The organism is Blautia intestinihominis (genome assembly GCF_040096655.1).
Lineage (GTDB): Bacteria > Bacillota > Clostridia > Lachnospirales > Lachnospiraceae > Blautia_A > Blautia_A intestinihominis.
The window spans coordinates 1-11,823 of record NZ_JBBMEI010000031.1 but is presented as its reverse complement, the minus strand read 5'-3'; the positions used below and the strand labels follow the sequence as shown (position 1 = coordinate 11,823).

At 46.1% G+C, this 11,823-nt stretch carries 12 protein-coding genes and 1 other annotated feature; all 12 genes read left to right on the top strand.

What is annotated here, in order from left to right:
• Window positions 1–9 precede the first annotated feature (9 nt).
• Window positions 10–1,074 carry an L-threonylcarbamoyladenylate synthase gene (locus WMO75_RS10750; protein ID WP_022214798.1) on the top strand — a complete coding sequence of 355 codons (1,065 nt, stop codon included), beginning with the start codon at window positions 10–12 and terminating at the stop codon, window positions 1,072–1,074.
• The gene (gene rpiB, locus WMO75_RS10745) at window positions 1,071–1,532 is read left to right on the top strand and encodes a ribose 5-phosphate isomerase B (RefSeq protein ID WP_022214797.1); all 462 of its coding nucleotides are present in this window, start codon (window positions 1,071–1,073) and stop codon (window positions 1,530–1,532) included. Before WMO75_RS10750 ends, rpiB begins: the two co-directional genes overlap by 4 nt.
• Window positions 1,533–1,648: 116 nt before the next feature.
• Window positions 1,649–2,137: a deoxycytidylate deaminase gene (locus WMO75_RS10740; protein ID WP_022214796.1), complete on the top strand. Its 489-nt coding sequence runs from the start codon at window positions 1,649–1,651 to the stop codon at window positions 2,135–2,137.
• A gap of 13 nt (window positions 2,138–2,150) precedes the next feature.
• The gene (locus tag WMO75_RS10735) at window positions 2,151–4,058 is read left to right on the top strand and encodes an LTA synthase family protein (RefSeq protein WP_118698105.1); all 1,908 of its coding nucleotides are present in this window, start codon (window positions 2,151–2,153) and stop codon (window positions 4,056–4,058) included.
• Window positions 4,059–4,138: 80 nt separating this feature from the next.
• Window positions 4,139–4,357: a binding site (T-box leader), on the top strand.
• A gap of 76 nt (window positions 4,358–4,433) precedes the next feature.
• Window positions 4,434–5,867: a proline--tRNA ligase gene (gene proS, locus WMO75_RS10730; protein WP_022214794.1), complete on the top strand. Its 1,434-nt coding sequence runs from the start codon at window positions 4,434–4,436 to the stop codon at window positions 5,865–5,867.
• 1 nt (window position 5,868) lies between these two features.
• On the top strand, window positions 5,869–7,185 hold the full coding sequence (locus tag WMO75_RS10725) for a CCA tRNA nucleotidyltransferase (protein ID WP_118698106.1): 1,317 nt from the start codon (window positions 5,869–5,871) through the stop codon (window positions 7,183–7,185).
• Between the two features lie 115 nt (window positions 7,186–7,300).
• Complete coding sequence (locus tag WMO75_RS10720; RefSeq protein WP_022214792.1) at window positions 7,301–8,284, top strand: CotS family spore coat protein; 984 nt, start codon at window positions 7,301–7,303, stop codon at window positions 8,282–8,284.
• 154 nt (window positions 8,285–8,438) lie between these two features.
• The gene (locus WMO75_RS10715) at window positions 8,439–10,172 is read left to right on the top strand and encodes a phospho-sugar mutase (protein ID WP_022214791.1); all 1,734 of its coding nucleotides are present in this window, start codon (window positions 8,439–8,441) and stop codon (window positions 10,170–10,172) included.
• A 15-nt stretch (window positions 10,173–10,187) separates the two neighbouring features.
• Complete coding sequence (locus WMO75_RS10710) at window positions 10,188–10,568, top strand: MazG nucleotide pyrophosphohydrolase domain-containing protein (protein ID WP_022214790.1); 381 nt, start codon at window positions 10,188–10,190, stop codon at window positions 10,566–10,568.
• Between the two features lie 155 nt (window positions 10,569–10,723).
• Window positions 10,724–10,999 carry an HU family DNA-binding protein gene (locus tag WMO75_RS10705; RefSeq protein WP_022214789.1) on the top strand — a complete coding sequence of 92 codons (276 nt, stop codon included), beginning with the start codon at window positions 10,724–10,726 and terminating at the stop codon, window positions 10,997–10,999.
• Between the two features lie 65 nt (window positions 11,000–11,064).
• Complete coding sequence (locus tag WMO75_RS10700) at window positions 11,065–11,307, top strand: RNA-binding S4 domain-containing protein (protein ID WP_118251644.1); 243 nt, start codon at window positions 11,065–11,067, stop codon at window positions 11,305–11,307.
• An 85-nt stretch (window positions 11,308–11,392) separates the two neighbouring features.
• Window positions 11,393–11,674, top strand: coding sequence for a sporulation protein YabP (gene yabP / locus WMO75_RS10695; RefSeq protein WP_022214787.1), 282 nt, complete (start codon window positions 11,393–11,395; stop codon window positions 11,672–11,674).
• Window positions 11,675–11,823: the final 149 nt, after the last annotated feature.

The following is an 11,823-nucleotide window of genomic DNA, read 5'->3' as shown; positions in this document are numbered from 1 at the left end:
CATACAGAAATGAAAGCGGAAGTTGTGGCAATGGATGCAGAGCATCTGGATATGGAAGCCATACAAAAAGCAGGAAAGATATTAAAGGAGGGCGGTCTTGTCGCTTTTCCTACGGAAACAGTTTACGGACTTGGCGGCAACGCCCTGGATCCGAAAGCATCCATGAAGATTTATGCGGCGAAGGGCAGACCTTCCGATAATCCGCTGATCGTGCATATCGCAGACATCGACGATCTGGCAAAAATCACGACAGAGATTCCTAAGGGCGCACGTATCCTTGCAGAGAAATACTGGCCGGGACCGTTGACCATGATCCTGCCAAAAGCAGATATTGTGCCGAAGGAGACTACGGGAGGGCTTGATAGTGTGGCAGTACGTTTCCCGAGCGACCGTATTGCACAGGAACTGATTAAAGCTGCCGGTGGTTTTGTGGCAGCACCGAGCGCGAATACTTCAGGCAGACCGAGTCCTACGATGGCAGAGCATGTCGAGGAGGACCTGGGTGATGCGATTGAGATGATTATTGACGGGGGACAGGTCGGTATCGGTCTGGAATCTACGATCGTTGATTTCACCGAGGATGTACCGGTAGTCTTAAGACCTGGCTATATTTCGCTTGAGATGCTTAAGGATACACTGGGGGATGTCCGTATGGACAGAGGTCTTCTGATCACTGACAGCAGTGTACATCCGAAAGCACCCGGAATGAAGTATCGGCATTATGCACCGAAGGCAGATCTGTCCATTGTAGAAGGACCGCAGGATGAGGTGATCGCCTGCATCAACCGTCTGACCCGTGAAGCGGCATCAACCGGGCTGAAGACAGGAATTATCGCGACAGACGAGACGAAAGATCAGTACGCAGACGGACTGGTTTTAAGCATAGGCAGCAGAGAAGAAGAAGAGACGATTGCACACCATCTTTATGGGGTACTGAGAGATTTTGATGAGGCGCAGGTCAATGTGATCTATTCAGAAGCTTTCTATACACCAAGGATGGGTCAGGCAATCATGAACCGGCTTCTCAAGGCGGCCGGACACAAAATTATCAAGACACAGGAGGAAGAGAAATGATAGCATTAGGATGTGACCATGGCGGCTACGAACTGAAACAGGAGATCATCAAATATCTGGAGGAGCATAATCTGGAATATACAGATTTCGGATGTGACAGTCTGGAATCTACAGATTATCCAATCTATGCAAAGCGAGTGGCAATCGCTGTCCAGAGTGGTGACTGTGATAAGGGAATCCTTATCTGTGGAACCGGAATCGGTATTTCCATCACAGCAAATAAATTCAAGGGAATCCGTGCAGCACTGTGTTCTGACTGCTTCAGTGCAGAGGCAACAAGACTTCACAATAATGCAAACATCCTTGCAATGGGTGGAAGAGTTGTAGGCCCGGGACTTGCGGTCAAGATCGTAGATACTTTCCTGAACACTCCGTTTTCTGAGGAGGAACGTCATATCCGCAGGATCAAACAGATGGAAGAAGATACAGATATCGTGGATGTGAATCCGGAAGTATAAATCGCAATCATAAAATATACAAAAAATTACTGCCGGCTTTCTGGAATATCAGGAAGCCGGTAAAATTTGGCTATTGTCAGCAATAACAAAATTTGCGGGGGAGGTTTTTACAGAAGATGTATAATCAAAAAAGAAAAGGCTATATTTCCTGGGATGAATATTTTATGGGTGTGGCAATGCTTTCAGGCATGCGGTCGAAGGATCCAAATTCTCAGGTGGGGGCCTGCATCGTAAGTGAGGATAACAAGATTCTTTCAATGGGTTATAATGGATTTCCGAAGGGCTGTTCTGATGATGAGTTTCCGTGGGCAAGGGAAGGTGAACCACTGGATACGAAGTATCTGTATGTTACGCACAGCGAATTGAATGCGATTCTGAATTACAGAGGCGGAAGCCTGGAAGGGGCGAAACTTTACGTTTCCCTGTTCCCGTGTAATGAATGTGCCAAGGCAATCATTCAGTCCGGTATCAAGACGATCGTTTATGACTGTGACAAATACGAGAATACACCATCTGTGATCGCGTCCAAGCGAATGCTGGATGCGGCAGGAGTACGTTACTATAAATACAAACGGACAGGCAGAGAGATCAATCTGACTGTCTGAACAGGAGAAAATTTTGAAAGAAGAAAAAGAGAGCATACAGGCTAAGTCCGGAAGCAGAACTTCCCTGCCCGGATATATTATAAGTGTTTTACTGCTGGTGGCATCACCGGTAGTTATGTTTTGTGCTGTGCAGATGATCACCTGGCTGAGCGGTCAGAAACAACTGGGACATATAATGTTCAGAAATGTTGTAAAATCACTGACAGAAATTCCGGTAGATTATGTCATAAAAAATATGTGGATCTATATAGCAGTGCTTTTTGTACTGATCCTCATCTTTCGGAAGATTCGATGGGCAGTACTGGTATATGGAGTACTGCTGACTGTAATTACACTGGTAAATTATTATGTCGTTATGTTCCGTGGGCAGGCATTTATGCTGCTGGACGTTCTGGGAATGGGAACAGCAGCGGATGTAATGGGAAATTACAGTTTCACGGTACCGCGGCATCTCAAAATAATACTGTTTTTTGAGGCGGCATTCCTTATCTTCCAGTTTGTATTCCAGAAACTGGAACTTGGAAAAAAGAGCAGGAAAAATCTGATCTGCCGTATGGGAAGTCTGGTAATACTTTTTATTGTAGCAGTGCAGGCACTTCCACTTCTCAAGAATGCACAGGGAGTTAATCTCTGGAATGTTAACAAAGACTATACTCAGAAAGGGTATTTATACACACTTTTACTTGAGGCGCGGTACATCAGTGTTGAAAAGCCAGATGGTTATTCACAGCAGAAAGTAGATGAAATCCTGGCAGAAAATGAGAAAGAAACTTCCGAAGAGAAGAAAACAGCTGCAGGAAACCAGACTGTTCCGCAGAATATTATCATGATCATGAATGAAAGTCTTGCGGATTTTGAAAGTACAGGTGACCTTCAGACGGATACAGAAATTCTGCCATTTATTCACAGCCTGAATAAGAATGTGACGTATGGTAAGCTGCATGTACCGACATTTGGAGGTGGAACAGCGAGATCCGAATATGAGGCTCTGACAGGAAACAGTATTCAGTTTTTCCCGGCAGCCTGCCAGCCATATGAACTTTATGTCAGGGATCCGGAGTATGGTCTGGCAGATATCCTGGGGTCACAGGACTATGAACCTGTAGCAATGCATCCGAACAATGCATCCAACTGGAATCGCTCTAAGGTGTATGTGAGAATGGGATTTGATGAATTCCTGAGTATAGAGAACTGGGGCGATGAATTTTGTGACAGAGTCCGTAAACATTATTACAGTGATGCGACTGTCTATGACAAAATAATTAAGATGTATGAGGATAAAGAAGAGGATCAGAAGCTTTTTACATTCTGTGTGACGATGCAGAACCATGGCGGTTATGATGAAACTACAAATGGAGAAGACTATGAACCGGATGTCAAATTAAATTATGATGAAGAATATCCGTATGCAGAAACTTATCTGTCACTTGCAAGACAGTCGGATCTCGCGTTTAAGGATCTTCTCACATATTTTGAAAAAGTTGACGAACCAACAATGATCGTCATGTTCGGAGATCACTGGCCGCAGCTTGAGGATGGCTTTTTTGAACAGCTCCTTGGCAAAAAGAAAAGCAGTCTGGAAACTATAGAATCTCAGATAACTTACACTACACCATATATCATATGGACAAATTACCCGTCTGAGACAAAAGAAGAGGATATCAGCTGCAATTACCTCGGATCCAGCATGCTCGAAAAAGCGGGTGTTCAGCTTACGGAATATGAACAGTTCCTTGCTAATCTGAAAGAGGAACTTCCGATCATCGGAGTGGGTGCAGTGTGTGATAAAGACGGAAACTGGTATACTATGGACGATCTTCCGGAGAAATACCAGACCCTTTTGAACGAATATCAGATTCTGCAGTATAATAACCAGTTTGAGAAAAAACAGATCAGAGAGAGTGCTTTTACAGTTGAGTGAGGTAAAATCACTCTTGACATCACCAGATATTTCGAATAGAATAAATATCAAATATGCAGAAGTTTTCTGGCATAAATAAGATAACGGCGATGAAGAGAATAGTACATGAGGAGCAATCTCAGAGAGGAATCCATATGGTGTGAGGATTCTGTGCGCGAATCGTGGAACCGGCCTCGGAGCTCTGTACAAGTGAAGTGCAGCGTAGATCCAGCGTTAAGGGAGCTTGAGAGAGCAATTTTTTTCTGGCATACAGGAGTTGCTAATTAGGGTGGTACCGCCGAAGTCCTTCGGTCCCTTTACCGGGATCAGAGGACTTTTTTTATACACAGAAGCCTCTGATCTGATATAAAATCATTTACAGAAAAGGAGAAAATCATGGCAAAGAAATTAGTAGAAGCTATCACTTCCATGGAAGAAGATTTCGCACAGTGGTATACTGACGTTGTAAAAAAAGCAGAGCTGTGCGGTTACACAAGCGTAAAAGGATGCATGGCGATCAAACCGGCAGGTTATGCGATCTGGGAAAACATCCAGCACGAACTTGACCGTAGATTCAAAGAGACAGGTGTACAGAACGTATACATGCCGATGTTCATTCCGGAATCTCTTCTTCAGAAAGAGAAAGACCACGTAGAGGGTTTTGCACCGGAAGTAGCATGGGTAACACACGGTGGACTGAACGAACTTCAGGAGCGTCTCTGTGTACGTCCGACTTCTGAGACTCTGTTCTGTGATTTCTATCAGAAAGATATCCAGTCTCACAGAGATCTGCCGAAGGTATACAACCAGTGGTGCTCTGTAGTCCGCTGGGAGAAGACAACACGTCCGTTCCTTCGCTCCAGAGAGTTCTTATGGCAGGAAGGTCATACTGCACACGCAACAGCAGAGGAAGCAGAGGAGAGAACGATCCAGATGCTGAACCTGTACGCTGATTTCTGCGAAGAAGTTCTGGCTATCCCGGTCATCAAAGGTCAGAAGACAGACAAAGAAAAATTCGCAGGTGCAGTAGCTACCTACACAATTGAGTCCCTGATGCATGACGGTAAAGCACTTCAGTCCGGTACAAGCCACAACTTCGGTGACGGATTCGCCAGAGCATTCGGCATTCAGTACACAGACAAGGACAATACACTGAAATACGTACACCAGACATCCTGGGGTATGACAACACGTATGATCGGTGCGATCATCATGGTTCACGGTGACAACAGCGGACTTGTCCTGCCTCCGAGAATCGCTCCGACTCAGGCAGTCATCATTCCGATCCAGCAGCGCAAAGAAGGCGTTCTTGAGAAAGCAGATGAACTGTCTGCAGCACTCAAGGCAGCTGGCATCCGTGTCAAAGTAGACGATACCGACAGAAGCCCGGGATTTAAATTCGCAGAGCAGGAAATGAGAGGAATTCCGGTTCGTATCGAATGTGGACCGAAGGATATCGAGAACGGACAGGCTGTTATCTGCCGTCGTGATACAAGAGAGAAATATGTCGTTTCCTTTGAAGAACTTGCGTCCAAAGTTCAGGAAGTTCTTGATCTTATGCAGAAGGAAATGCTGGAGCGCGCACGTGCACACCGCGATGCTCACACTTATGTTGCAACAAACTACGAAGAATTCAAAGACACCATCAACAACAAACCGGGCTTTGTCAAAGCTATGTGGTGTGGAAACCGCGAGTGCGAGGACAAGATCAAAGAAGATGTTCAGGCAACATCCAGATGTATGCCGTTTGAACAGGAGCATCTGAGCGATGTCTGCGTATGCTGTGGAAAACCGGCGAAGAAGATGGTTTACTGGGGAAGAGCATACTAATATGAAATTAACGATTCCATCCGATGCAGAAGAAATTCTGCGGGTTTTAAATGAAAATGGTCATGAGGCTTATGTAGTCGGAGGCTGTGTCCGGGATTCTATTCTGGGACGCTGCCCCAACGACTGGGATATCACCACTTCTGCCTCTCCATATCAGGTCAAGGAATTATTTCCACGCACGATAGATACCGGGCTTCAGCACGGTACTGTCACGGTAATGATGGATAAGGAAGGTTATGAGGTGACAACTTACCGTGTGGACGGTGAATATGAAGATGGCCGTCATCCGAAGCAGGTGACGTTTACTTCCAGTCTGGAAGAGGATCTGAAACGCAGAGATTTCACGATCAATGCCATGGCATATCATCCGAAGGAGGGAATTGTCGATCTTTTTCACGGGATGGATGATATGCAGAACAAGGTCATCCGCTGTGTAGGTGATCCGCTGGAGCGCTTTCATGAGGATGCACTGCGTATCATGAGGGCAGTGCGTTTTTCGGCACAGCTTGGTTTTGAGATCGAGGAAGAGACGAAGGCGGGGATCAGCAGACTGACTCAGAATCTCCGGAATGTCAGTGCCGAGAGGATTCAGGCAGAACTTGTGAAGCTTCTTGTCTCGCCGCATCCGGATTATCTCCGTGTGGCATATGAAACAGGAATCACGAAAGAATTTCTGCCGGAGTTTGACCGCTGCATGGAAACGGAACAGAACACCCCGTACCATTGCTTTACCGTTGGAGAGCATATCCTGCACAGCCTTCTTTATGTGGAGGCGGACAAGGTGCTGCGCCTGACGATGCTGCTTCATGATATTGCGAAACCGGTTATGAAGACCACGGACGAAAACGGACGGGATCATTTCAAAATGCATGCGGTAAAAAGTGAGGAGATGTCGAAGCAGATCCTTCGCCGACTGAAATTTGATAATGATACGATCATGCAGGTTTCCCATCTGATCCGTTATCATGACGACAGACCGGAGGGACAGATGAAATCTGTGAGAAGGGCTGTGAACAGGATCGGGGAGGAACTTTTTCCATTATATCTTAAAGTCCAGAAAGCAGATATGCTGGCACAGAGCGAATACCGCCGTGATGAAAAGATTGCCCGGCAGGAGAGCGTAAAAGCCTGCTATGAGGAAATGTTGAAGCAGAATCAGTGCGTTTCCCTCAAGACACTGGCAGTGACCGGAAGAGATCTGATCCAGGCAGGATACAAGCCGGGACCGGAACTTGGCGAGATCCTGAACCGGCTTCTGGAGCACGTTCTGGATGTTCCGGAGGATAATACAAAAGAAAAATTAATGTCACTCATCTGACATCCTTAAGGCTGTTGCGGCTGCACATGAAGCAGTACCGCGGCAGTCTTTTTTGCATTTCTGCGTGAAGGGGTACATAAGATAGAAGGTACAAAAACAAGAGGGGGATTTTAATTTGTATGATTATGGACTCAGTACGCTGGAACAGTACAGCCTGACCGTGCTCTCCACAGCCCGCACGCGGGGGGCGCTTCTCTGCCGCTGCGAGGAGGGGCTTTTTATCCTGAAAGAATTCAAGGGGACGGAGAAGAAGCTTAAGAAGCAGCAGGAACTTCTCGAGGGACTTTCGGCTGCCGGCTGCCGGGTTGACCGTTATCTTCCGAATAAAGAAGGAAATCTGGTCAGCCGGGACCGTGATAATATCCCATACACACTGCAGTTCTGGTATGAGGGAAGGGAGTGCGATACCAGGTCGGAGGAGGATATCCTGCGGAGCGTGCGGACTCTGGCACAGATGCATAAATATATGAAACTTCCACTGGTTCAGGATTATATGGAACCTTCACTGGAAGATATCTATCAGAGACATAATCAGGAACTGCGAAAGATCCGTAAATTTATCCGCAAAAAAGGGGCATCCTGTCAGTTCGAAAAACTGTATCTGGCGACGGTGGAGGATTATCTGGAAAAAGGTGACATGGCACTGGGGCTTCTGCGAGATTCTGCCTATTCGAAACTTCGACAGGATGTGACAGAAAACGGCTGGATCTGCCACGGGGAGTATAACCAGCATAATGTCCTTATGATCAGAAAAGAGACTGCAGTCACCAGCTTTGAGCACTGGGGCTTTGATGTGCAGATGGCTGATCTGTACCGTTTTATGCGAAAGATCCTTGAGAAATATAACTGGGATGTGCGGCTTGGAATGAAAATGCTCAGTGCCTATCACAAAGAAAAAAGTATCTCGGAGGATGAATGGCAGAATATCCATATCCGCTTTCTTTATCCGGAAAAATACTGGAAACTGGCAAACTATTACTATTCCCACAACAAAGCCTGGATCTCAGAAAAAAACACGCAGAAGTTAAAGAAGCTGACAGGGCAGAAAGAAGCCTGGCAAAACTTCGGAGCAAAATGTCTCGAAAATTATCCTTTTTGATTGCTTTTTATCAGGAACAAGGTTAAAAATTGGTAAATTTGACTGTAACTGTACGGTTTTCTCTTCCTTTTTTACGCAAAGAGGTGTATAATATAAAGCACCAATGGTCTTACAAAAAGACTGGAAAATACTATCAACAGGGAGGTATATCAGTATGGATTACAAAGAGGTATATGAGCAGTGGCTGTCCAACCCATACTTTGATGAAGCGACAAAGGAAGAATTAAAAAATATTGCAGAAGATGATAATGAGATCAAAGAACGTTTTTATATGGATCTGGAGTTCGGTACCGCAGGTCTCCGTGGAATCATCGGAGCCGGAACCAACCGCATGAACATCTATGTAGTAAGAAGAGCAACTCAGGGTCTTGCAAACTACATCGCAAAGGTTGACAAGAAATCACAGGGTGTTGCGATCGCATATGATTCCCGTCATATGTCACCGGAATTTGCCGAGGAAGCAGCTCTCTGTCTTGCAGCAAACGGAATCAAGGCATATATCTTTGAATCACTGAGACCGACACCGGAACTTTCTTTTGCAGTACGTCACCTCGGATGTGTTGCAGGTATCAACGTAACAGCCAGCCATAACCCGCCGGAATACAACGGATATAAGGTATACTGGGAAGATGGCGCACAGATCACACCGCCTCATGACAGCGGAATCATGGGAGAAGTTAAATCCATTTCTGACTGGAATACTGTTAAGACTATAGACAAGGCAGAAGCAGAAAAAGCAGGTCTGTTCCAGGTGATCGGCAAAGAAGTAGACGATGCTTACATGGCAGAACTTAAGAAACAGGTTCTTCACATGGATGCGATCAAGGCTGAGGGCAAGAACCTCAAGGTTGTTTACACACCTCTTCACGGTACAGGAAACATCCCGGCAAGAAGAATCCTCAAAGAACTTGGATTTGAGAACGTTTACGTTGTCAAAGAACAGGAACTGCCGGATGGAGATTTCCCGACAGTAAGCTATCCGAACCCGGAAGCAGCAGAGGCATTCGAACTTGGACTGAAACTTGCCAAAGAAGTAGATGCAGACCTCGTTCTGGCAACAGACCCGGATGCAGACCGTCTTGGTGTACGTGTCAAGGACAAGAACGGCGAATATCACGATCTGACAGGAAACATGTCAGGCTGCCTGCTTGCAAACTATGAGATCAGCCAGAAGAAAGCGATCAACGGAAGTCTTCCGGAGGATGGCGCTCTGATCAAAACCATCGTTACCACAAACCTGGCAGATGCGATCGCCAAAGGATACGGCGTAAAACTGATCGAAGTTCTGACAGGATTCAAATTCATCGGACAGCAGATCCTCGGATTCGAGCAGAGCGGCAAGGGAAGCTATCTCTTCGGATTTGAAGAGAGCTACGGCTGCCTGATCGGTACATATGCAAGAGACAAAGATGCGATCGTAGCTACAATGGCACTCTGCGAAGCTGCTGCATACTACAAGACTCAGGGCAAGACTCTCTGGGATGCAATGATCGAGATGTACGAACAGTTTGGTTACTACAAGGATGCGATCCAGTCTGTAACCATGAAGGGAATCGAAGGGCTTCAGAAGATCCAGGAGATCATGAACTCCCTGCGTCAGAATCCGCCGGCAGAGTTTGCAGGACACAAGGTCGTTGCTGTAAGAGACTACAAGGCAGACACGATCACAGATGTGGCAACAGGCGCAGTGAAACCTACAGGACTTCCGAACTCCAACGTTCTGTACTATGAACTGACAGATGATGCATGGGTATGCGTTCGTCCGTCCGGAACAGAGCCGAAGGTTAAATTCTACTACGGCGTTAAGGGAACTTCCCTTGCAGATGCAGATGAGAAATCTGACATCATGGGCAAGGCAGTTCTGGATATGGTTGACTCCATGAAATAATCAGGTAACTGGCGTATGCAGGAATTTGACAGATTTATGGAAGTTGTCCGGGAACTCCGGAAGAAATGTCCGTGGGACAGTGTGCAGACACATGAAAGCCTAAAGCCATATCTTATGGAGGAAGCAGGGGAAGTCCTCGAGGGGATCGATCACCTGAATGCAGAGGGCGACAGCCAGAATCTCTGCGAGGAACTGGGAGACGTTCTGTTCCAGGTTGCACTTCACAGTGTGATCGCGGAGGAAGAAGGGCTTTTTACGATCAAGGATGTGATCTCGGGCGTGGAATCCAAGATGAAATTCCGTCATCCGAAGATTTTTTCACCGGATGATGCAGAGGCAGTGTCTTTGTCTTGGGATGAATTGAAAGCCCGTGAAAGACAGAAGAAATCAGAGTGATTTTTTCTTTTAAAAAACGACAGGAGACCGCCTCCAATGGCAGGAAAAGCCTTGACAATTTGACACAAAAGGTATATATATAGTAAATAGCGTGCATATGCCAGGAAGCATTACGCAATAAATTAAGAAAGAGATTATTTAGAGGAGGAAACACCATGAATAAAACAGAATTAGTAGCAGCAATGGCGAAAGAAACAAACCTTTCCAAGAAAGACGTAGAGGCAGTTTTAAAATCTTTCACCGACGTTGTGGCATCCGAATTAAAAAAAGGTGGAAAAATCCAGTTAGTAGGTTTTGGTACATTTGAAGTAAGCGAAAGAGCAGCAAGAGAAGGAAGAAATCCTCAGACTGGCGAGACAATGACGATCGCAGCTTCCAAAGCACCGAAATTCAAAGCAGGAAAAGCTCTGAAAGATCTGGTAAACGAATAATTATAGCGTAAGCTGGGGGAACGATGAGTTCCCCCATTTTTTAACGGAATTTAAAGGAGAAACTTATGAGACTTGACAAATATCTGAAGATCTCACGTCTGATCAAGAGAAGAACCGTGGCGAACGAAGCATGTGACGCAGGAAGGGTCCTTGTCAATGACCGTCCTGCCAAAGCATCCGCACAGGTCAAGGCAGGCGATACCATTGAGATCCAGTTTGGCGGCGGCAAGAATGTCAAAGTAGAAGTTCTGGAAGTAAAGGATACTGTCCGCAAGGAAGACGCGGAGAATCTTTATAAATATCTCTGATCGCAGATAATGCCCGGTCTATCTGCCCTGATCTTTACATAAACTGAAATGTAATGGATCAAATGGAACGACAGGAGGCAGAGAGATGGAACAGAGCACCGCACGGCAGCCTCACAGACTGGTCCTCGAAAACAGGAAAAAAAGCATGATTTCGGGAGTCCAGGATGTCCAGTCCTTTCATGAACAGGAAATCCTTCTTCTGACCGAGGAAGGGAAGCTCCAGATCAAAGGCGAAGGACTTCATGTTAAACGACTGAACCTGGAAAAAGGTGAGGCAGATATCGAGGGCAAAATAAACAGCCTGATCTATCTTTCCAGAAACACCCCGAAGAAGGACGAGAAACTTCTGAAACGGATGTTTCGCTGAAAATGAGCAGTTATATGGAAAGAGAGACGTTCCTGTTTCTGATAGCGGCAGGAACCGGTGCAGGGCTGTTTTTGTTTTACAGGGTCCTGGGAATTTTTCGCTGGATGTTTCCGGGGCGGAGATCTGTGGCGTTTTTTGACCTTTTGTAC

Bases quoted from the DNA above. Each gene is read 5' to 3' on its own strand.
- WMO75_RS10740 (WP_022214796.1), top strand. From the start codon at position 1,649: ATGTATAATCAAAAAAGAAAAGGCTATATTTCCTGGGATGAATATTTT.
- WMO75_RS10715 (WP_022214791.1), top strand. From the start codon at position 8,439: ATGGATTACAAAGAGGTATATGAGCAGTGGCTGTCCAACCCATACTTT.
- rpiB (WP_022214797.1), top strand. From the start codon at position 1,071: ATGATAGCATTAGGATGTGACCATGGCGGCTACGAACTGAAACAGGAG.
- WMO75_RS10700 (WP_118251644.1), top strand. From the start codon at position 11,065: ATGAGACTTGACAAATATCTGAAGATCTCACGTCTGATCAAGAGAAGA.
- yabP (WP_022214787.1), top strand. From the start codon at position 11,393: ATGGAACAGAGCACCGCACGGCAGCCTCACAGACTGGTCCTCGAAAAC.
- WMO75_RS10705 (WP_022214789.1), top strand. From the start codon at position 10,724: ATGAATAAAACAGAATTAGTAGCAGCAATGGCGAAAGAAACAAACCTT.
- WMO75_RS10725 (WP_118698106.1), top strand. From the start codon at position 5,869: ATGAAATTAACGATTCCATCCGATGCAGAAGAAATTCTGCGGGTTTTA.
- proS (WP_022214794.1), top strand. From the start codon at position 4,434: ATGGCAAAGAAATTAGTAGAAGCTATCACTTCCATGGAAGAAGATTTC.
- WMO75_RS10710 (WP_022214790.1), top strand. From the start codon at position 10,188: ATGCAGGAATTTGACAGATTTATGGAAGTTGTCCGGGAACTCCGGAAG.
- WMO75_RS10750 (WP_022214798.1), top strand. From the start codon at position 10: ATGAAAGCGGAAGTTGTGGCAATGGATGCAGAGCATCTGGATATGGAA.